This is a genomic window from Paenibacillus lactis, assembly GCF_017873605.1.
GTDB lineage: Bacteria > Bacillota > Bacilli > Paenibacillales > Paenibacillaceae > Paenibacillus_AQ > Paenibacillus_AQ lactis.
Genome location: NZ_JAGGKI010000005.1, coordinates 193,921 through 214,865, shown reverse-complemented (window position 1 = coordinate 214,865; position 20,945 = coordinate 193,921). Strand labels below are relative to the sequence as shown.

General features: G+C 49.8%; 24 protein-coding genes and 2 pseudogenes. 19 read left to right on the top strand and 7 right to left on the bottom strand.

The features are described from left to right. Positions 1–3: 3 nt before the first annotated feature. From J2Z18_RS11940 to J2Z18_RS11920, 5 genes are all read left to right on the top strand, one after another. The gene (locus tag J2Z18_RS11940; RefSeq protein ID WP_007127936.1) at positions 4–699 is read left to right on the top strand and encodes a response regulator transcription factor; all 696 of its coding nucleotides are present in this window, start codon (positions 4–6) and stop codon (positions 697–699) included. Beyond that, positions 696–2,216: a sensor histidine kinase gene (locus J2Z18_RS11935; protein ID WP_210094752.1), complete on the top strand. Its 1,521-nt coding sequence runs from the start codon at positions 696–698 to the stop codon at positions 2,214–2,216. The genes J2Z18_RS11940 and J2Z18_RS11935 overlap by 4 nt, the downstream gene beginning before the upstream one ends. 212 nt (positions 2,217–2,428) lie before the next feature. Then, complete coding sequence (locus J2Z18_RS11930; protein ID WP_210094751.1) at positions 2,429–3,634, top strand: WD40 repeat domain-containing protein; 1,206 nt, start codon at positions 2,429–2,431, stop codon at positions 3,632–3,634. Positions 3,635–3,699: 65 nt separating this feature from the next. Beyond that, complete coding sequence (locus J2Z18_RS11925) at positions 3,700–4,386, top strand: stalk domain-containing protein (RefSeq protein WP_210094750.1); 687 nt, start codon at positions 3,700–3,702, stop codon at positions 4,384–4,386. Between the two features lie 213 nt (positions 4,387–4,599). Next, positions 4,600–4,746 (top strand): hypothetical protein, encoded by a 147-nt coding sequence (locus tag J2Z18_RS11920; RefSeq protein ID WP_210094749.1) that lies wholly within the window; start codon positions 4,600–4,602, stop codon positions 4,744–4,746. Positions 4,747–4,938: 192 nt separating this feature from the next. On the opposite strand, the gene J2Z18_RS11915 is transcribed toward J2Z18_RS11920, so the two are convergent. Next, positions 4,939–5,202, bottom strand: a complete 264-nt coding sequence (locus J2Z18_RS11915) for a hypothetical protein (RefSeq protein WP_210094748.1) — start codon at positions 5,200–5,202, stop codon at positions 4,939–4,941. Positions 5,203–5,558: 356 nt separating this feature from the next. Between J2Z18_RS11915 and J2Z18_RS11910 the strand changes: the two genes are divergently transcribed. Both J2Z18_RS11910 and J2Z18_RS11905 read left to right on the top strand, forming a co-directional pair. Next, positions 5,559–6,044: a GNAT family N-acetyltransferase gene (locus J2Z18_RS11910; RefSeq protein WP_007127942.1), complete on the top strand. Its 486-nt coding sequence runs from the start codon at positions 5,559–5,561 to the stop codon at positions 6,042–6,044. A 25-nt stretch (positions 6,045–6,069) separates the two neighbouring features. After that, positions 6,070–6,513, top strand: coding sequence for a GNAT family N-acetyltransferase (locus J2Z18_RS11905; RefSeq protein WP_210094747.1), 444 nt, complete (start codon positions 6,070–6,072; stop codon positions 6,511–6,513). Between the two features lie 236 nt (positions 6,514–6,749). On the opposite strand, the gene J2Z18_RS11900 is transcribed toward J2Z18_RS11905, so the two are convergent. Next, the gene (locus J2Z18_RS11900) at positions 6,750–8,213 is read right to left on the bottom strand and encodes an endonuclease/exonuclease/phosphatase family protein (RefSeq protein ID WP_244869152.1); all 1,464 of its coding nucleotides are present in this window, start codon (positions 8,211–8,213) and stop codon (positions 6,750–6,752) included. A gap of 279 nt (positions 8,214–8,492) precedes the next feature. Here J2Z18_RS11900 and J2Z18_RS11895 point away from each other — a divergent pair, with 279 nt between their 5' ends. The 8 genes and pseudogenes from J2Z18_RS11895 to J2Z18_RS11865 all read left to right on the top strand — a co-directional run bounded on the left by J2Z18_RS11895 (position 8,493) and on the right by J2Z18_RS11865 (position 14,285). After that, the gene (locus tag J2Z18_RS11895) at positions 8,493–9,476 is read left to right on the top strand and encodes a phosphotransferase (RefSeq protein ID WP_210094745.1); all 984 of its coding nucleotides are present in this window, start codon (positions 8,493–8,495) and stop codon (positions 9,474–9,476) included. Positions 9,477–9,636: 160 nt separating this feature from the next. Continuing rightward, a pseudogene (relB, locus tag J2Z18_RS30400) lies at positions 9,637–9,777 on the top strand (type II toxin-antitoxin system RelB family anti-toxin); the annotation flags it as partial. A gap of 290 nt (positions 9,778–10,067) precedes the next feature. Further along, on the top strand, positions 10,068–10,898 hold the full coding sequence (locus J2Z18_RS11890; RefSeq protein ID WP_244869151.1) for a LamG domain-containing protein: 831 nt from the start codon (positions 10,068–10,070) through the stop codon (positions 10,896–10,898). 221 nt (positions 10,899–11,119) lie between these two features. Continuing rightward, a complete protein-coding gene (locus J2Z18_RS11885; protein ID WP_210094744.1) occupies positions 11,120–11,572 on the top strand; it encodes an NUDIX hydrolase in 453 nt (150 codons plus the stop codon). 53 nt (positions 11,573–11,625) lie between these two features. Further along, positions 11,626–11,991 (top strand): NUDIX domain-containing protein, encoded by a 366-nt coding sequence (locus J2Z18_RS11880; RefSeq protein WP_210094743.1) that lies wholly within the window; start codon positions 11,626–11,628, stop codon positions 11,989–11,991. A gap of 93 nt (positions 11,992–12,084) precedes the next feature. Continuing rightward, positions 12,085–12,675, top strand: coding sequence for a hypothetical protein (locus tag J2Z18_RS11875; RefSeq protein ID WP_210094742.1), 591 nt, complete (start codon positions 12,085–12,087; stop codon positions 12,673–12,675). Between the two features lie 298 nt (positions 12,676–12,973). Further along, a complete protein-coding gene (locus J2Z18_RS11870) occupies positions 12,974–13,480 on the top strand; it encodes a hypothetical protein (RefSeq protein ID WP_244869150.1) in 507 nt (168 codons plus the stop codon). Between the two features lie 286 nt (positions 13,481–13,766). Next, the gene (locus tag J2Z18_RS11865; protein ID WP_210094740.1) at positions 13,767–14,285 is read left to right on the top strand and encodes a DinB family protein; all 519 of its coding nucleotides are present in this window, start codon (positions 13,767–13,769) and stop codon (positions 14,283–14,285) included. Positions 14,286–14,790: 505 nt separating this feature from the next. On the opposite strand, the gene J2Z18_RS11860 is transcribed toward J2Z18_RS11865, so the two are convergent. From J2Z18_RS11860 to J2Z18_RS11845, 4 genes are all read right to left on the bottom strand, one after another. After that, entirely contained in the window at positions 14,791–15,159 is a 369-nt protein-coding gene (locus tag J2Z18_RS11860) for an iron chaperone (protein WP_007127953.1), read from the bottom strand. Positions 15,160–15,364: 205 nt separating this feature from the next. Next, positions 15,365–15,763: an SRPBCC family protein gene (locus J2Z18_RS11855; RefSeq protein ID WP_210094739.1), complete on the bottom strand. Its 399-nt coding sequence runs from the start codon at positions 15,761–15,763 to the stop codon at positions 15,365–15,367. Next, positions 15,760–16,089: an ArsR/SmtB family transcription factor gene (locus J2Z18_RS11850; protein ID WP_210094738.1), complete on the bottom strand. Its 330-nt coding sequence runs from the start codon at positions 16,087–16,089 to the stop codon at positions 15,760–15,762. Before J2Z18_RS11850 ends, J2Z18_RS11855 begins: the two co-directional genes overlap by 4 nt. A gap of 119 nt (positions 16,090–16,208) precedes the next feature. Beyond that, entirely contained in the window at positions 16,209–16,916 is a 708-nt protein-coding gene (locus J2Z18_RS11845) for an FAD-dependent oxidoreductase (protein ID WP_007127956.1), read from the bottom strand. A gap of 193 nt (positions 16,917–17,109) precedes the next feature. Between J2Z18_RS11845 and J2Z18_RS11840 the strand changes: the two are divergent. From J2Z18_RS11840 to J2Z18_RS11825, 4 genes and pseudogenes are all read left to right on the top strand, one after another. Continuing rightward, positions 17,110–17,397: pseudogene (locus J2Z18_RS11840) on the top strand (GH36 C-terminal domain-containing protein); the annotation flags it as partial. Between the two features lie 131 nt (positions 17,398–17,528). Then, positions 17,529–18,200, top strand: a complete 672-nt coding sequence (locus tag J2Z18_RS11835; protein ID WP_007127958.1) for a GAP family protein — start codon at positions 17,529–17,531, stop codon at positions 18,198–18,200. 26 nt (positions 18,201–18,226) lie between these two features. Then, positions 18,227–19,036, top strand: a complete 810-nt coding sequence (locus J2Z18_RS11830) for a MerR family transcriptional regulator (RefSeq protein ID WP_040737896.1) — start codon at positions 18,227–18,229, stop codon at positions 19,034–19,036. Beyond that, entirely contained in the window at positions 19,011–19,271 is a 261-nt protein-coding gene (locus J2Z18_RS11825; protein ID WP_007127960.1) for a 2TM domain-containing protein, read from the top strand. The genes J2Z18_RS11830 and J2Z18_RS11825 overlap by 26 nt, the downstream gene beginning before the upstream one ends. A gap of 333 nt (positions 19,272–19,604) precedes the next feature. Here J2Z18_RS11825 and J2Z18_RS11820 read toward each other — a convergent pair whose 3' ends face one another. Next, complete coding sequence (locus tag J2Z18_RS11820; protein WP_210094737.1) at positions 19,605–20,894, bottom strand: ABC transporter substrate-binding protein; 1,290 nt, start codon at positions 20,892–20,894, stop codon at positions 19,605–19,607. Positions 20,895–20,945 lie beyond the last annotated feature (51 nt).

The following is a 20,945-nucleotide window of genomic DNA, read 5'->3' as shown; positions in this document are numbered from 1 at the left end:
CTGATGACAAAAATACTTGTCGTAGATGATGAATTTAGTATAGCCAGCGCGATTGCTTATGCATTGCGCAGGGAAGGCCACACGGTTGAAACGGCCGGAGACGGTCAGGAGGCGCTTGATCGCGTCGAATCGTTCGATCCGGATGTCATGGTGCTTGATGTCATGATGCCGAAGCTTAACGGATATGATGTATGCCGGCGGCTTGGCGATCGTCAGCGGCCGGCGATCCTGCTGTTGACGGTAAAAGATGACATTGTCGATAAAGTGCTGGGCCTGGAGCTCGGCGCCGATGATTACATGACCAAGCCGTTTGATATGCGGGAGCTTATTGCCAGGGTTAAAGCCTTGTCCCGGCGCAGCCGAGCGCATGAAACGGCAGAAGCGCCTGCTTCTCAAGAGAAGCTCGTCCGTCTTGCCGGCCTGTCGATTAACTTGTTAAGCCGTACCGTTCAGGCCGATGACAAGCAGCTGGAGCTGACGCCGAAGGAGTTCGACCTGCTGGCATTGCTGGCGCGAAATCCGGAGCGGGTATTTTCCAGAGAAGATTTGCTCGAGCAGGTGTGGGATATGGGATTTGCGGGCGGAACGCGAACGGTGGATATTCATGTACAGCGCCTTCGGAAAAAGCTGGGCGATTGGCATGAAGTCATTCAGACCGTATACGGGATCGGCTACAAAAGCACGGAGAACCCGTCATGAGCCAAGCCCGGCTGCGCATTGGCCTGAAATGGAAGGCGGCGCTTCTGCTTGCCCTGCTCCTCATCTCGATTCTCGTCGTGCTGAGCTCGCTGGTGCTCGCAGGCATAAGGGAGGACCAGCGCGTCCGTCTGGAGCATACATTCGCTCAGGAAGCGGAGGCGGCCAATGTACGGACGCATCAGGACTATCTAGTGAACGCCAACCGGTCGCCGGACGACTATATGGAGCTGTCGGGCCAGCAGCTGGCGGTGGATCTCGGCGCCCGAAGCGGGATGGCGGTCACGCTGTATAAGCTTGACGGTACGCTTGCCGGCACGTCGCTGCCGTTTCAGCCGAAGGCGGATGTTCAGGATGCGTTGACCTATACGGCGAAAGGAAGGTCGGCTTACATAACGGAAGGCGACCAGCTATTATACTTGGCCCCCCTCTATCTGATGGACGAGCAGATCGGTACCATTCAGTTTCACGCCTCCCTTGCGGAGCAGCATGCATTCTATCATCGGATCCAGAGATTGTTTGTCGTCACCGGAGCGGCGGTATTGATTGCCGGATTCCTCATCGGCTATCTGTACGTATGGCGTCAGGCGCATATCATCGGCAAGCTGAATAGGGCCGCACAGAAGATCGGCGAAGGAGAGTATCTGAACGAACCGACGGTAAAGCGGGGGGATGAGCTTGGCGAGCTGGCTCAAGGCATCTACGAGATGAGCGGCAGAATCTCCTCCTCGGTCCGTCAGCTGACGGAGGAGAAGCAGAAGCTGCTTGAGGCCGTTGCAAGATTGGAGGAGCTGGAACAGCAGCAGAAGCAATTTATCGGGAACATCAGTCATGAACTGAAAACCCCGCTCACCTCCATTATCGCATACGCGGATCTGCTTGAAATGTACCGGGACGATTCGGATTTATTGGAGGAAGCGAGGGAGCGGATTCGCGAGGAGGCGGGCCGGCTGTACAGCCTGGTGGAGAAGTCGCTCCAGCTGTCGTCTCTGGATATTTATGATTTTCAAACAAAGGCCGAAATCGTTCAGATCGTGCCCATCCTGCATGAGGCTGCTGAACGACTTCAAGCCAAGGCGGAGCAACTCAGCGTGACCATCCATACCTCGCTGACGGAAGGAACGGTTTGGGCAGATCCGGACAATTTGATGCATATCGTGCTGAATCTGCTGGATAACGGGGTGAAATACAACAAGCCCGGCGGAACCGTAACGATTGCCAATCACCGCGCTGTGGACCCGCAAGGCGCGGAGCAAATGGTCATTACGATCAAAGATACGGGAATCGGCATACCGGAGGAAGCCAAGGACAGGATTTTCGATCCGTTCTACACGGTAAGCAGCGACCGGTCGAGAGCCCGCGGCGGGACGGGGTTAGGATTGTCGCTTGTACGCAGCCTGGCCGAGAAACAGCACGGCACCGTGCAGCTGATGCATTCAGGCCCTGAAGGATCTGCCTTTGCCGTTACCCTTCCGATTCACCGGCCCGATACAGCACCGGATTATTTGCTCGAAAGTTAGCTCAGACTTGTATTAAGGTCTGGGCTTTTTTTATCTCTATTGGATCGTTACCGCTGGATGATCAGCGATGTTTACAAGTTCGTTACAAGCCGGATATGTTTTGGAGATATCCGTTCTTTATACTTAAGCTCAGGCAGGGAAACATACGGCGGCTGCCGGATTAAGAGGACAGCGCCGAGCTCCTTGGCAAAGGGCATAGGAGGAACCAGCTTATGAAGCGTCATGTAGGACCACTTGGTTTGAAGCTGCTTGCCACGTTTGTCGTCATGTCGTTGATCGCAGCATGCCAGTCGCAGGGACGGCTGACCATTGTCGAACCGAGCGGCAGTCAACCTCCAGAGCAGAGCGCACCGGATTCGGGAGGCAGGCAAGGGGAGCGTAAGCTTACGGTCGTGGAGGGATCGTCCGGGCCAAATGATCAGCAACTAAAGGTGGACGGAACGCATCGGATATCAGCTGCCAACATTGAAGCTTGGCTGTCGGAGGATGAGGTTCGGATTACATTGACGGAAATGGTGAAGGCGGCTACCGAAACGGAGGAGCCGGAATTTGCGTACACCACGGCGACCGTGAATTTACGTACCGGTGAACGCCGCGAGCTTTCGAAGCGGGAGATACAGCCGCCCGCATCACAGCTCGTCAAAGAGCAGGTGTCGCCGGATGGAAAATACAGCTTCGTCCAGAAGTGGAGGGATAAGTACACAGCCGACAATTTCATCAAGAACTTGCAAACGGGTGAGCTGATACCGGTCAAGGGCGATAATTACATGGAGATCGGAGGCTGGCTGGATTCGGATACGTACGTGCTGGCTGCCGGTTCAATGCAAGGGAGAGGGGATGTCCGGCTCATTGCATCAGACGGCTCCTATTCGGTCATGCAAATTGAGGATGAGCATGTTGAATCCTACCTTTCGTTCGGTGCAAGCAAGGGGCGGATCTATTATACGGATATGAACCATGTTCTTAAGGTTATTGAACCTGGTCAGACGGAGCCGGTGCATTTGATCGATCATGTATGGAGCTTCGAAATCTCCCCGAATGGCGAATATATCGCGGTAACGACGACGGCGGAGTCCGCCGGGGATCAGGGCAGTGAGCTGTTGATCTATGACGCGTCCGGCAGCTTGCAGGGCTCCCTGATCGGCAAAGGGAACTTGATATCCTATGTATCTTGGTCAGCGGATTCAACAAAACTTGCCTTCGATGTGTATTCCGAGAATGAGAGCGGGATGAATGGCGTATATGTGTTCGACACGGCTTCCGGGAAGGTGACTTGGCTGGCCCCTTACTATTCATCGGTTCATCCGGCAGCGCACCCTGTATACCCACTCAGCTGGAGCCCCTCCGGAAAGAAACTTGGAATTACGACGGAGGATAAGGAGAGCTTGCTGGTGACACAGGTTGTTGAGTTTAGATGATCGTTCCAAAATAAAAAAATGTAAAAATATGGATTGTATTTATATCAGAAAGGGATGATGAGATCATGAAGCATAAAAAATCGATCATAACACTGGCTGTATTGGGAATGACCTTAAGTGGAGCTGCTGGCGTATTTGCAGGGGCAAATCTGCAGAAAATTACCGCGTACTTGAACCACAGCATCAGCATCAAAGTGGATGGCAAGGTCTATGATACGAGCAAAAATATGACGCCAATCACGTATAAAAATACGACCTATCTGCCGGTGCGGGCGATCGCGGATGTGCTGGACGTACCGGTTCGGTATGATGCAATGAACCGGCAAGTGGTGATCGGAACCGGGACGGACCAAGGTCAGTCCAACGAGCTTGTATCTGTAAAATACAGTGAAACGCAGCTGCGGGAAATCCGGAACGCGTTCGCAAAATTCGATGGATTTGAAACAGCTTATGCTCCTGTCCAAATGGTGGAGGGGGACGCCTATCGTAAAACAGTGGCATCGGGAGATGGAGTTAACCTCGTGTTCGAGCACATGACGGTCAATATCTCGCCAAGAGATTATTCGCACGGTTATAACAGCAAGCCGGTCACTTTATCTAACGGTACGAAGGCAAAATGGTATACCCCGGACGATACCGCCATGCTCGGTTTTCAATTGGATGACCGATTCGTCACGATTAGCTCTCCGGATCACTCCCTAAGTCAATCGCAGCTGGAAAAGATTGCGGTCCATGTTGTCAAAACGAAATAACGGAGACCCATTTCAATGGAGAAAATGTGCCTGCAAGCACCTGAAACGGTTAGCCTTGCAGGCTTTTTTTGACGTAATATTTCCTGGGCAATCTGAATCAAATTTGGGAAGGAAGTATGATATGATGTAATGTAATGGAAGGGTATAATTTGGATGATGTTGTAAATTTAGTATTTTAATAGAAACGATTGATAGAAAGGATATGAATGCGAAATGATGACTTTAATTGTTATTTTATTGTTCGTAGGATTGGCAGGCATCATAAGCAACCAATATTCCGGGCTGCGCCGAATGGAGCAGATGCAGCGTTCGCTTGACCAGCTGAATCAACAACTGCAGGATTTGAATCGTAAAGAATAACTCAGAGATTTCCATGAACAAATGTCGACTAGGCCTACGAACGAGCCTCCTAAACTGACTCTGCCTGATGAGGCGAACGCTTATTTGAGGTAGGAGGAGTTGCTCACGACCTCCTTTGCATCGTCCCTGGATGTCTATTGGATTGCAGCCTTAAACAGCGGAAGGAGCAGCATGATGCTGCTCCTTCCGTGATTATCCTTCACGCTGCAGCAGAAGGTACCCGCTGATCGGGGAGGTCTGCTTGCGGAAGACGATTTTAAATCCTACATCGTTATCCAGTAAGCAGGCCAGCGCCGTACGAAGCAGGGCATTCGGTCTCAAATCGCTGCGGCAAGGGACAGCGCTGCCGATCACGCGGGCTGCGACGATTCGGCGGGCGGAGCCGGGAACCAGAGGGTTTCTTGACCAGCTGATCAGCACCAGGTCTGGCTGAGGAACGGCATCGACTTGACTCATTGGCTTCACCTCAATATATGAAAATAGGATTTCCATATATTAAATGAGAGGTTTATAGAAGATGTGCTACGCAAGGGTGGAAATTGGATATATCATGAACAAACAACACGACGATATTAGATCTGCAGAGGGACGGAACGATGTATTTTGGCCAGATGTTGATTTATTGGTTTGTTGTTGAAGGATACCATGGATAATTCTTTCTCCGGCACACAGGTTAGGTATCTTTTAAACCGTTTGATACCGGCTTTGATAGGATCCCTTATGCTATGATGTGCTTAAAGGCCATTTACCGTCATTGGAATAAATCGACTTAAGCACGGCCGAAACAATGGTTACAGATTAAGGGGGATTTCATGAGTATTGAGCTTAGGCCGGTGGATGCGAATAACTGGGAAGCGTGTATTCAACTAAAAGCCAAGCCGGAGCAGGCCGGCTTTATTGCCTCTAATCTTTATTCAATTGCCCAGGTTCAGTTTCTCGAAGGCTTTGTGGCGATGGCCATTTATGCGGAAGAGACGATGGTCGGATTTACGATGTATGGTCCGGATGAGGATGATGGTAACTACTGGATTTATCGATTGATGATCGATGCGAAATATCAAGGGCGCGGGTATGGCAGGCAAGCTCTCCAGCAGGTTGTCGATCATATTCGCTCGAAACCAGACCGAACCGATGTTATCATGCTGAGCTATCACCCGGATAACAAGCATGCCAGCGCACTCTATGCGCAAGCGGGATTCGAGGAAATCGGAATCATGCCGTGGTCGATGGGGGAGGTTGTGGCCAAGCTTGATCTTTCGGGCAGCCTGAGCGCTGGAAATGAATCGAAGGACAACTAGATTGATGCGAAATGAGGATGAAACTATGACAATAGCGTATCATCGGGTAACGACAGAAGATGCAGCGGTTTTATCCGCATTGTTCACAGAATTTGTCGGGAAGGAATCCGATATAGAAGCGATGAAGCAGCAAATCGAACGACTATCCGCGAAGCCGGAATATTATGTAGCCGGCGCTTATCGGAATGAGAAGCTGGTCGGGACTGCCATGGGTATCGTATGCATAGATCTTGTGGGGAACTGCAAACCGTTCTTGCTCATTGAGAATGTCGTCGTTTCACCAGATGCCCAAGGGAAAGGAGTCGGGAAAGGATTAATGCAGGAACTGCAGCGTTTTGCCGAAGAGCATCAGTGCAATTATATGATCCTGGCTTCGAGCAACGAGCGGGCGGATGCCCATCGCTTCTATGAGTCGATCGGATTTGCCGGAGCCAAACGAGGCTTTATGAAAACCTTAAATGCGGGTTGAACAATGCAATGAATGGCTGGCGGCAGGATGGCTTGGAACACTTATCTCCCCCTGCAGCGGGTCGATTCGACCGCTGAGGGGGAGGTTTGTGTTAGCCTGCTTTTTAGTCATTATTAGGCTCTTATTAAGGATCCGCTTTCCCTTAGCTCCCCTGCAGGGATTGAAAGTTTAGGGATGTTTTCCTTTTAAAAAGGGAAAGGCTGAAGCCTGCTTCGGACAGGGCGTATCCGGGAGGATTATGGTGTTCCCGGCGTAGGAAGCTGATGCGTTGCGCCTTTTTGCATCAGGCTTGACAGTGACTCGGGCTCGAGATAGGTTACGGATTCGTTGACTCCGACATCGAGCCCTCCGTTATTGTACATAATCCCAATCTGATGAGTGCCTGCCGGGGACGCAATCCCTAATGCGCGGCCGTTCGTAGCCGTACCGTTCAAACCTTGATTATTCCCGGGCGTGAAGACGGCCAGCAGCTGCGACGGGTCCAGCGCCTCATCTGTAATTTCATAGTTTTCCAGAAAATCCTGCATCGTCAGCTCATAACAGCAGGGCTGTTTCTTAATCCAGATGACCTTGGCTTCACCTGGGCGCAGGGTCGTGTCCGTACTGTACTGATCCTTCGTGATCGTCCAGCGATTGGATTTGGATTTATCGAATGGCCGGGCAGGATCGTAGTAGTAATAGATTTGATATCCTTCCAAATCGATGGTACGGTCCGTCGGATTAAACACCTCGACATAATTGTAGTTCCCCTGCTCGTTCGAGTTCGCAACCACCTCGGTGATGTGAAGGGAGGTCGTCAAGGGCTGTTTTGGCACCGTATCCTCGGTTGTTTTGCTTGCTTTTTGCAGGATGGCTTCGATCATGACAGGATAGTGGTCGCTTGGATACTGGCCGTTCTCGTGCTCGTCGATGATCGTGCTGTGCAGGACATTCCACCCTGTGCTGTGCAGAATCCAGTCGATGCGGTTATCGCTGCCTCCACCGGTGGGATCCTTGTAATTGTGGAACGTTCCCAAGTGATCGTTGGTCCGTTTTTTGGCACTGAGATGGCCGTCCATCAGTCCGCTGCCGGTAAATATCGAATGCGTATCGCTGCCCGGTCGCGTATTGAAGTCCCCGGTGATCACAACAGGAATGTCCTTGTCAAAGGCTGCAAGCTTATCCATGATCAGCTCAGCGCTTTTCTGGCGGGAGTTCTCCGATTGGTGGTCGAGATGCGTATTCACCATATAAAAGGTTTTGCCGCTGCGCAGGTCCTGGAAACGAACCCAAGTGACCATGCGCGGAATTTGGTTGCCCCAGCTTGCCGAGCTGATGATCTGAGGCGTATCCGACAGCCAGAAGTGGGACTGCTCCAGGGGCTTCAGCCGTTCCTTGTTATAAAAAATCGCCATATACTCCCCTAAGCTTCCGCCCTCCCGTCCAACGCCGATCCAGTCATAACCGGGAAGGTCAGACTCAAGATCGACGATTTGTCGGTGTAGGCCTTCTTGGGTCCCGATGATGTGCGGCTGCTGGTTCAAAATCAGTTGCTTCATAACGGGACGCCGCTTCTCCCAAGGCTGGCTGTCATTGGCCGCATAGCGCAGATTAAAGCTCATAATCCGCAAGGGGCCAGATGAAGCTTCTGTATCTTCCGCTGCATGCGGTTCTCCTGCTGCAGCCAGCGATCCGGTCGAAAGTAACATGAGCACGATCATAATGGGGGTTATCCTCCTTGCCCACTTCATTCATCCTCTTCCTCCTTTTATCTTATGGACGTTCGATCACTCCGATGACGAAGGCCCACCTCCTTTCTTATTCGCCCTTATCATAACCCATGTTGGCGGGGCGTCGTATTTACATTTTTTTAGGTTTTGACCGCTTTTATATATTGTAAGCTTCGCAGGTACGTTAATGATCAGAAGGAGCGGAACGTCTCCATGAAGAATAGGTCCTGTGTGATAAAAAAACATGCTCGGTAGGAGTTGGTTATAACGGTGGAGCAGGTTCAAGCGGATAGGATGATTTTGGAGGATTTACTTGTTTCGATTCAACGCGACATGGGTCTTGTCGTTCATGAGGCGATTTCGATTCGCCGGGGCTGGCTGAATCTGAAATGGAAATTGGAGACGGATCAGGGGACATATCTTCTGAAGCAATATAACCGGGATCGATTTAAGCTGTATGATGAGGAAGTGCTGCTGATGGCGTTTTCACAGCAGATCCGCTTGCGAACTAGAGGGGTGAAATGCCCGGCGTTGCTTACGAATGAGGGACGTTATTTCCTGAAGTCGGATCAGGGCGAGCGTTTCATGGTTATGGAATTCTGTGAAGGGCAGCTGGTTGCTCCCGGGGGAACGAATGCCGATCAAATGCGGGCGTTGGGGAGAGAGGTCGCCCTCATGCATCGGGTATTGAACGATGGCTCGCTCGGAGTGAAGGACAAGCCGCAATTCGTTCCCCCTAGCCGCATGGAGCGTCTTGACTATTGGAAGAGAGCCATGGAGCAAGCCGCGGAGAGTGAGATCCCGGAAGTACTCACGGCCCTGGAAACCCAGTATACTGCAACGGAACGGTTTCGGGATGAGTTGAACCCCATGCAGCCCGGATGGGCTCATCGCGATGTATGGGTCGATAATTTGTTGTTTCGACCTGCAGGGGTGGCGGCCATTCTTGATTTTGACCGGCTCAACTACGATTATCCGCAGCTGGATATCGCACGCGCCGTCCTATCATGCGCGCTCCATTCGGAGCTGGATGTAGTCTTGGTTTCCGCCTTTATGGAAGGCTACCGTGAAGAACGGGAAGTGCCGGAAGGCTATCTCGTTCAAGGCATTCGCTGGCTGTGGTATATGGAGAGCGTGTGGTGGGTCAACGCTAACATTCTTGAGCATCAAGGGCCCCCGGCCCGTTTTGCATGGGAAATGGACTGGCTTGCGAAGCATTTGGACATGCTGCCGGAGCTGCTGGAACAGGTATGAGAACTTGTGAAGGAGGGAACCTGTGGGCGGCTGTTTGTTTGCAACAGTTCAACCGGAAGTTGAGAAGGGGAGAGCGACTGCTCTACTTCCGCGTTATACACCTTCGATTAGGCATTGGTTATAGTGGATTCATCAAAGGAAAGTGTGGTGGTCTTGCAAGATGGATCAGGCGTACAATGTGATAAGCGGAAATATTGTCAGACTCAGAAAACAGCTCGGTTTGACACAGGAGCAGCTGGCCGGGAGGCTCGGGGTTACCTATCAAGCGGTCAGCAAGTGGGAGAATGGGCAGTCTTGTCCGGACATTATGCTCATTCCAATGCTTGCTGATCTGTTCGGCATCACGATTGACGAGTTATTCGGCAGGTTGGAATATCCTATCGATTTGCGTAACGGGCTTATCCTAGAATATCTGTTTAACAAGGAAATTAAGGATAGCAGCGGCGGCGGGCACCATGGTTTGCAGTCAGAGGTAAGTTACGGCCCGGATCGGTTCGGTCGAAAAGAGAGTGCCTTGACTTTGGATGGAAGAGAAGTTTCGTTGAGATTAGGCAGCCGCCGACTCTTCCTCAGGAAGCATTCTCGATCTCCGTGTGGTGTCGTTATGACGAGCAGACCGTGTTCCGGGGCTGGCATAGCGCTATCCTCTCTCAGGACGGGCATAACCGGAATCGGGTTCTTCAGCTTAGCACGAAGGATACGGGCATCGTCTTACACGGCTTCCTGCGTGAGCCGGATCTCTCATTCCCGGCCAAGATTGTAAAGGATCAGTGGTACCATGTGGTGGTTACCTATTCAGTCTCCCGGTATCGGATGTACGTAAACGGCATTCTGAGCTCAGAACGACCAGGAAGCTTTACGCCTTGTCATCAAGAGCCGTTGTATATTGGCAGAAAATCGACGGACGAACCTTACTTCTTCTTTCGGGGCAGTATTGACGATCTTCGTATTTACAATCGAGCGCTTCATGCAGGCGAGGTGAAGGCCCTGTGCTATGAGGGGGGATTCAAGCCGATCCCTCTGTCATCTGCGATGGAGGAAGAAACGGATGAGCCTGTTCTTGAGACTTTAGAGGATATCCGCATGACCTTTCCTGAGACGGAGCTTCACGCTGCTGCGGACTGGTATCGTACATACTTTGGTTTCAAGACATTAATGGAAGAACCGGGCTTTTACATGCTCACATTATATAACAGTCCAAATCTGATCTTGGAATGTGCTCCCCGGGGTAACAATGCCACATCCTACGAGGCTTCATTTATTTTCAAAACCAATCGGGAAATCGAGGAGCTGCGCACTTATCTATCAGCCGCTGGTGCGGCGGTTGAGGAGACCCGGGATGAAGGCTTTGCCTGGTTTTTGGATGTAATCGATCCATTCGGCCGGAAGTGGATGCTCCTTCGTGAGAAGGAGACGATCTGAGGGGAAAGGAAAGAAGGGGCGGGGGCTGTACGATTCCTATAGGGGATCGAGAGGATGCTTGCGATTCATGTTTGTTAAAGGTAAACTGGCGATATCCATCCAATTATTTAGAACTAGGAAGTTTGACGAACAATTATAATGAAAACTCACCTCAGAACCCGCCCGTGACATTTGGCCATAGGCGGTTTTTTTATGGTATGAGGCCGCTAGGAGGATCAGACATGGCAGACAACGGGAGAGTAATGGTGGTCAACGTATCCATCGTCCATGAAGACAGGGTACTTCTCATTCAGGAGAATAAACCTTTAGTAAGGCATAAGTGGAGCTTTCCAGGCGGTCGAATCGAGAAGGGAGAGCCTATTCAAGCGGCTGCCGTACGGGAAGTCAAGGAAGAGACAGGATATGATGTCCGGCTGACGGGAACCACCGGCGTATATGAGTTTATTAGCAGCTTGAACAGTCATGTCGTCCTGTTTCACTTTGTCGGGGAAATGGCAGGGGAGGCTCTTCGGCCTGCTCCGGATGAGATTCAGGATAGCCGCTGGGTACGACTGCAGGATCTTACTAGTGGACACATCGATTATCGGGACGCGGGGGTAATGCGGCAGATTTCCGACAACCTTCTGGCTGGTAATATATTGCCGTTAACGGTGTTTAATCCGTCCTTATTCTGAGCGTGTTTTTCGAGGAGAAATCTTAACTTGCAAAAGAGGAGCTGAACACAGCAATGGGAATGTCGGATTATTACAAAGCATTGAGAGAGAAGATTGGGAACCAGCTGATTTTTATGCCAAGCGTGGCAGGTATTATCCGGAATGAACAAGGTCATATTTTGTTTGGGCGTAAGCACCGGGAGTCCCAGTGGGGATTAATCGCCGGCTCGATCGAATTAGGAGAGCTGCCAGCAGATGCCATGGTCCGGGAGGCGAAGGAAGAGACGGGCCTTGACGTAATTCCTGAACGGATTCTCGGGGTCTACGGCGGAGAGGAGCGCCGGTATACCTATGGCAATGGACACCAGGTGGAGTATCTGACCATTGTGTTTGCATGCAAGGTCATTTCGGGTGAGGATAAAGTGGGCAGCATGCAGTAGGAGTTCGGATTGGAGCTAATGAGAAGGCTTTGAGTTGGCTGTGAATGGTGCGCGGTGAGGAACCGGCTAGCATGTAATGGGGGTGAGGAGATAATGTCATCTGAATATCAAGTAAGATGGAATCCGCATGCCCTCGTGCTCGGACTTATCACTGCTTTCTACCTGATCGCCTATGGAATCGGGATCCGGCTCATCTACCACCTTCAAGCCGAAATGACATTCGGCACGGTACTGTTTGCCTCGTTGCCAATCATAACGCTATGGTCTGCGCTTTATATGATCGCTCGGGTGTCATGGATAAAGCTGCATAAACAGCATTTGTGGTTTACTGCAAGCATCGGTGTGATTCTATTATTTTTCTCTTTATATGCCTTATCACAGACTCAGTCGGAGCATCGATTTGACTATAACCGATGGGTCGGTTATCCGGAACAGCGCGCACAGATGGTCGATGCGATGTTGAAGGAGCATGATCTGATCGGATTAACGCAAGCGGAGATCATGAATGCTCTCGGTGCTAACGATAATGCCATGTGGAGCGTGAATGAAACCGATCATGCTGTGTATAATCTGGGGGCCGGAAAAGAAGATGGCCGAAACGAGTGGTTGTTTATCAACTTTGATGATCATGGGTTCGTGCAAAGCATAGAGATTCTCACAAGACCGCCAATACCAAGAACGTAAACCGATTGGATTTATTGCGATGTGTAATGATCACCGATTCCGTAGGCACCAAGGAAGGCTTATCCATGAATCCTCTGACCGATTGTTAGACGGATAGAGTATAGCCTACAAGGAAGTAGGTGTGTCAACCCAATAGGGTATCATGCACATCATAACGGCCGGGAAACCGGAGAATCCGCCGCTGCTCCTCTTTAACGGTACAGGAGATCATTCGGCTCTGATGTGGATCTTCAACGCTAGGGTGCTGTCTGCCAGCTATCATGTGCAGGTAAGCTTGAGCGAGGGGGGATAAATGAGGATGAAACGATATGCAGGTCTGTTCATCAATGCGCTGGTCTGCTTGATTCTGGTTTTGCTCGGAAATGCGATGACACCTAGACCCGGCGTCAGTTCAGGTAACGGGAATCCGGCTATACTCCTGCTCATCCCGCTTGGCATTCTTTTTTCGGTGTTGGTTTATCAATGGATTCGTATACTGAAAAATGTGAAGATGGCCCCCAGCGTTTCAAGCTTGCTGATCATAGCTCTTGCCGGCTATATCATTGCTGGATATGCCTATCAGCTGCACAGGCTCGACATTTACAGGGAGATCCAAGCAGCGGCATTCGAATCAAGATATGGTGAAGCAGACTGGGCTCATATCGAATCCATTACGGACGGTATTTTATCGATCCATATGAATAATCAGTTCTTTAATTGGAACACGTATTTCATGATGATTGCCTTCTCGCTTTTACTATGTTTTTTATACAAACTGATACAGGGAATGATGTACACAAAGCAAGGAGCTTCCGCGAAGAAATAAATTTGTAAGCAGGGTGGATACAATTTCTGGGGCAAGTGTAGTAGGCGATAAGCTGGCTTTAATTTTATAATCCTGTAAACGGTAGTTTACCAAGTGATGTTAGCTTTCTTTCAAATAACTTTTTGGAAAACACCTAGCCGTCATTGTGCTATAATTGGATCAGGTTAAGATCAGGAGGCGTTTGAGATGAAAACAACAATTATAAACGGGCAAACCAATATGGGGATTAACGCATAATTGCCCTTAAACTGCGTGTTTCCCCGTCTATACAAAGGGGAATATCGATTTGAAAGCATGGATTTTGCAGCAGTATGATTACCACGTATGGGCAAACCGTAAGGTTTGCGAATATTTACAAGGGCTTTCGGAGGAAGTATATCGCAAGAAGATTGTCAGTGTCTTTCCATCCATTTACGACACGATGGTTCACATCTATGTCATTGATTCCGGATGGCTGTCGTTCTTTAAAGCGGGCGGAGTCACGGAAATGTCGCCTGCGTATCTGGAGAATTTGAAGGAGTCGATCGATCGGCTTGTTGCGGAAACGGAAGGAAAGCGAATCGAAGAGCTCGGACAGTTAATGGATGATTTGGCGGTGCGATTCCGGCAGTTCATCGAGTTGCATGAAAATCTCGAAACCGTTTATCCGTCCGGAGACTTTAAAGCCAGATCCCTAGAATATATCCAGCATGTGGTTAATCACGGGACGTACCACAGGGGCAATGTAACCGCCATGCTTAGACAAATCGGACATCCCGGTACGCCTACCGACTATGGTTATTATTTGTACACCTTAAGCCATTAAGTGCACTAGTCTTGAAATGGAGAAAAGCCAGGAACTTCGCGTTTCGGGCTTATCTTCATTTGTCCCACCGCACCGTTTCCGTCATCGGCACAAGAGGAGGATTGTAGTCGCTTTCGTGTCCATTATTTATCCTGATTTGTGCCATTAGACAGCCTCGGCAGTAGAATTAAGCACCAATTGAAATACAAAATTCACCATGTTTTTTTTAACATATGAATTTCATATCAATTTAGCGCACACTCCTTGGGAGGAGTGTGCGCTTTTTTGCGGTCTGGAGGAGGATGTTCTATGAAACCATTTCAGTCGGAGGGCCGCTTGGCCTGGTTTACGGGACCTGACGGTATGGATTGTTGTATCATCGCACGCGATTAGATATGTTAGGCTAAACCATATAGCTAAGCTAATGTGTTTAGGCTATACGGGAGACCCGGTCCCCGGCATTTAGAAAAAAGTCTCAATCAGGATTCGACGGCTCGCCATGAACGGAATATCCAGTTTGCCCTATTTACCGCCAAAAGGTCGAACAGTCAGCTTTATCCATCATATTAAATTCGATCATTTTCTCAAGCAGTGAGAAATCAACCGGTTGATCCCACCGTATACGCAGCAATTCCTTGGTGTGACCATAGCCGGCTTGCGCAATTTCATCAGCGAATTGACTAATCCCGGCCCGTTCAGGGGAAACAGCCAGATGCTGTTTAGATACGCTAAAGCCAATAATATATGTGCCATGATCGGTAAACATGGGCTGATTCCATGCAATTTTAGGCACTAAATTAGGGAATTTCGAAGCGACCCAACCGATCACTTCTTCCGTTCGTGCACGATGCTGCGGGTTATCGATACGCTCTAAAAATTCTTTAAAAACTTCCATGTTGTACCCTCCTAAGATCAATACGTCAATCATTCGTTTTACAAACCTGAAAGAAATGAGAGCTTGCCGGCATGTCCAATACTACAGATATAAACCGGCCGCACACACGCAGCCGGTTTATTTGTTCGGGCTAAGCAAGGGTTCAAACGATCGTCCCAAAACTTAGCCATGGGAAGAGCAAGGCAAGTTTTTGTACTGAATGCGGTTATCCTTCCAGCACCTGCTCAAACTTGCCGAACCATTCTGTCCAGCCGTATCTAGCCCCTTCGAGTCCATGAACATGGGAGAAGCCCGTTTGTTCGAGATGAAGGTTAACTCTTCCGTCTCCTAAATCCTGCAGCGTCCAGGTAACGGTATGCCGTTCGTCACCGGCAGCCCAGGAATAGGACAACCGGGTCGGTTCCTCCACGATCAGCACTTCGCCGTCAACGATTCCGTCCCAATATTCGTTCGGCTCATGGCGAAACTGAAAACGATGCCCCACGACAGGCTTAAAATCATTGGCCGTGATCCACTGTGCCAACTTGTTGGGATCGGTTAAGGCCGCCCAAGCCTTCTCGATCGATGTGGTGTACTGAAAATCCAGGGATAATACTAAGCTCAATGTTTCTCCTCCTCTAAAAGCTGGCCCAGGCGCAACATATTGTTCGTCCAGTATTTGCTATAATAAGCCACCCAATCCTGGACTTCTCGAAGCGGAGCGGCGTTCAGCTTAAATCGTGTTTCTCTGCCTACTTTCCGGTCAAGCACCAGTCCGGCCTCTTTAAGAACCGTCAAATGCTTGGATACCGCGGTTCGGCCCATTGAAAACTGCGACGTAAGTTCATGAAGCGGTTTCTCGTCCGCCTGTGACAACAGATGAATCAGTTGGCGTCTAGTGGGATCTGCGATGGCGTCAAACACATCCCTTGATGAATGATTCTCTATCACGACAACCCTCCTAAAAGAATTGATTTTCGCTGTTAGTAATCTAAAGATGTTTGAGGGGACCGCCGTTTATATTTCACCACCTTTGCAGCATGGTTTCAAGTAAAGGTTTCAAAGATGAACTAATATCCAAAGAAGGCGTCCTTTTTAATATTCCGCTTGGATATATTTTGATTTAGTAAATAGCTAGAAATAGACTCCACCATGGACTTCGGTCCTGCTATAAAGTATTTACCATTGTTGTTATGTAAGGCTTTAAACCTTTCAATTTCCTCATGCAAGTCATCCCTTGAATCAAGATAAGCTACATTTAGTGAAGTGCGGGTAGCCAATTTATCAAGCTCATCTTTGTAAATATAAGCTTTATTGCCATCCAAATAGAGCAGTTTTTGCTGCTTCGCGTCTTTACTCCCCTCGGCCTCTAACTGCTTAAGGATTGACCGGTACGGTGTGATGCCAATTCCGCCTGCGATCAGCAGCGAGGGGCTGTTATCTTGGAGATAGAAGGACCCTACAGGACCGCTCATTTTGATTTTCATGCCGGGCTTTAATTCTAGCAGTGCTTTCTTGAAATCGCTTGGGTTTTCACCAATACGAGTTGTGATTTTAACCATATTCTCTGCGGGAGCGGCAGCTAGGCTGAATGGTTTCGTAGGATTTTTGATGGTCTTATGCGTGATGCTAAACAAACCATATTGCCCTGCTTTCCAGGTTAAATCCTTATCTTTCTCAAATAGAAATGAATATACGTCTTCTGATTCTTTGCGGCTTTCCATCAATGGCAGCTCTCTCTTTTTGAATACGGCGAACATGTCTTGAAAAAAGCTCAATATCCCCAACTCCCTTACTTATTTTGGAACAGTTTACTTTGCTAATGCGGGCATCTGTAAAGAGCATGGTCTTTACCTATAAAAACGGTCAAGGCATTGGCAGCATGGCTGCTAATTGGACACCATTTGGTGATACTTCGATTTTAGGTCACCGTTTGGTGTCGTGTCAATATCATTTTTTAAAGGTGGCTTGTGGAACGGCCAGTATCGCCTAGACTCGCTTCGGCATAAAGGCGTAACAGCCGTGCAGTACGGCAGCGAAGACGGCGGCGACTAAGTGCTGTTTGCGTTCCTGCACAGCCAGAAGCTGGGCGAGCCGCTGCCGAGACTGCGGCTGACCGGGCTGCAAGCCGATCAGTCGTATGCCATTGAGGGGGTGGCCGGTACATGGAGCGGCAGGGCACTCATGAACATCGGGATCGAGCTGCCGCTGCGCGGGGATTTTGACAGCTTGGTGTACCGGATACAGATTCAACAATAGATCATATGTACCTGAACGAAGAACGCCGTGTTGTCTGATAGACCATGCGGCGTTTTTTTGCCGTTGACTTCCACGTTAACGTCAATGTTATGAATATATAGGATCGCATCATGACATAAGGGAGGGACGATATGTGGATTACCATCCTGGGATTGGCCTTGCTGGATAGCCTTAGCTTTGCATCGATCGTCGTGACGATTTTTTTGTTGTTATCTAACGCTTACCGTCCTCTTCGCATCATGGTGTATCTGTTGAGCGTAGCCGGTTTTTATATTTTGCTGGGCATCGCACTCATGAACGGAGCGGGGGCGATGTTTGAATTTTGGCTATCCGGGTGGAAGGAGCATGCTGCCATATCGTACATTCAGCTATTCCTCGGGGTCATCCTCGTGCTGATTGGCGTGCGGCTGGACAAAAAACCGAAAGGAAGGAGCTATAAGCTGGAACGAATCAGACCGCAGGATACGTATCTTTCCATGATGAAATTAGGAATCACGGTATCCATGATCGAGGCCGCGACGATGCTTCCCTTTCTGTCAGCCATCGGACTGATGACTACGCGCGGGCTCGAGGTTTATGAGTGGATGCCCATGCTGGCCGCATACTGTGCGGTTATGATTGCACCGCCGTGCTTGCTGCTTACGCTCCGATATCTAGTGGGAGACAAGGCGAACGGATTCCTGTCTAAAATTAATCGAAAAATCGAACCGTATACTCAAGAAGCTCTTGCCGTAATTGCTACCATCGCCGGAATCTATCTCATCAGCGACGCTTCGGATGTTGTATTCTTTAATGGAGAATGAGATATGGAAGATAAGGGAGCCTTGGCATGATGTATTCGATTGGAGAAATGATTCATAAAGTCAAGATCAGCCGCAGAACGCTGCATTATTATGATGAGATCGGACTCTTAAAGCCGACGATTTCAAGGGAAAACGGCTACCGTTATTACGATGATCAGGCCATCATCAAACTCCAGACGATCCTGTCCTTGAAATCCATGGACTATTCGCTGGAACAAATCAAAGCATTATTCGATGAACAAATACCGGAAGCGGAGTCGGATGCGGACCCGTGGGTTCCACTATTGCAAGCCCAGATCGAGCAGGCTTCGAAGAAGATCGATGATCTGAAGCGCAAGCAGTTTATATTGAGAGGCGTAATTCAAACGATTGAAATGTCGGGTAGGCGAAATGATGAGCATGTTTTTAATATCATCGAAAGAATCGACAGTCCGCATTTTGTGGATCACGAGATTCCGGCCACGTTTCCAGCCGATGTATTTACCGAAGAGGAGATCGACGCGCTGAGGGAGCTTCCCTTAATCGGGAGCGAGGACCCGCGCCTGTTAACGGCTTTGGAGCTTATCAAGAAGACTCGCAAGAGCATGCGAGCCGATGAAGACGCTCCTCTGGTGGAGGATTTGGCCGAACAATGGAAGGCATGCATATCCAGTTGGTTTAACGGCGATGAGGAACTACAGTCCAAATATTTTCGCTTCATCGACGCAGCCAGTCAGGAATCGCCGCTGATCTACGGCATGGATGAAGAAGTGGTTCGCTATATCGATCACATCATGGATCATTACACGAATCGGGGAGGTGACAAGGAACATGAATCTGGAAAAAGAATTCGGTAATCGTAAGGATTTCAAGCAGCATCTTGCCTTGTTCATCGTTGTTCACATCATCGTTAATTTCTGGCTGCGGATGGACACGCCGCTTTTACCTGGACTGCAAGAGTCCATTCTGACGGGGAAGATCTGGTTCTATCATGAGGAATCGGGGATATTCGTTACGATGATCTGGTTGATCCTTATCGTCGTCCAAGGCGTGTACGTATTCTTCCGAGGAAGCGACGTCAACAAAGAATAGGGCAAACTACTAACAGAATACCCTTACGTGTAAACCAATTCACGAATCCACAAATTAGCAATGATCGGTTGTTTTTCTATAATGTTTCTACACATTCAGGCCAATCCCAGTATGGATACATGACCACCAATGGCAGAGAAACGGTACTTGGAAGTAAAGACATGAACAGCTTAGAGGAGTTGTATCCAATTAAAGAAGAAAATTAAAAGGCCTTATGGAGACTTCAAAGCTCCATAATGTAAAGCACCCGGTATTTTCGGGTGCTTTACGGAGTGCCATCGCTATCGCGTGGCGGTTTTTACCAAACTCAAACAGACAGCTTAACGGCATGGATTACTCCAGGGTTTTGCTCAATTTGACAATCTGGTCCCAGCCCTCGTCGATGCTGATTTTACCGAACATGATCGACTGCGTGATATTGTCGTATTCCTTCGTGAAGTTGGCCCAGCCGCCCTTATTCCCTGGACCGGGGTCAAACGCGGCTCCGTCCTTGGACACCTCGTTAATCAGGCCGAGGGCGCTTTTATCGACGTCCGTAAATTTGGGCTGGAGCGCATCGGCTACGGTTTTGTTAACCGGAATCCCGCGCGAAGTACCCAAAATTTCTCCGGCTTCCTCGCTGTTGACAAACCAGTCGATGAACTTCTTCGCCTCTTCTTTGTATTGACTGTTGGGACTGACGCTCCAGTACATGGAGGCTTTCAGCCAGCCGCCTGCCTGCGTTCCCCTCGGCTGGGTCGTTAACGCCAACACGCCGGGTTTTAAGGCATCCGTTCCGCCGAATTCCGCGGCATGCGCGCCCCGAAGCAGAATCTTCTCCTGAATGAGCAGGTCCATTTGTGCGTCCTGCGCTTTATCCGATACGGTGACGTCAGGCGGTGTCACGAGATTGTCCTTGCGCAGCTCCGCCCATTTGTTCATCCAATCCTTCCAGGTAGCCTCGTCATAATGGAATTTTCCGTCCTTACTCATGGAAAAGCCTTTGCCCATGCTCAGCTGATACGACATGTAGAACGCGCCGTCCGCAGTCAGGTCACGCGTGAGGTATTGGTCCTTGGCCAGCTTCGGCTTCAGGTCGCGCGCCATGGCAAAAAACTCGTCCCATGTCTTCGGCGGCTGAACGCCGAGGCTATCCATCATCGTCTTGTTGTACACCATGCCCCAAGCGTTGTTGCCGAGCGGCATCGCGTACAGTTTGCCTTGGTAGGTGCCTGTCTCAAGCAGCGCCTTATCGATATGGTCCGTCGGTATGGAGGAGAGATCCTCCAGCCGTCCGCTGGACGCCCAATCGTTGAACCAGGCGGCATCCATTTGGAAAATATCCGGCGTGTTTTTCCCCGCGGACTGGGTCGACAGCTTGTCTTGGTACCCGTCGAATGACTGGTACTCCGGTTCGAATGTGATGCCTGGGTTCTTTTCGGAGTACAAATCAAGCGCTTTCAGAGTTGCGTCATGCCTTGCCTGAGATCCCCACCACATGATTCGGAGCGTGATGGACTTGCCGTCTGCCGGCTCCGCGGATCCGGCTTCTTCTTTCTTGATTCCGCTGCAAGCGGAGAGTACCAGGGACAGTGACAACACGGCCGCAGCGCCAGAAGCGAGACGATGCCATGATTTTCTCATCGGATGAACCTCCCTTAATTAACTGATCTGCTTCTTTAACGTACCAAGTCC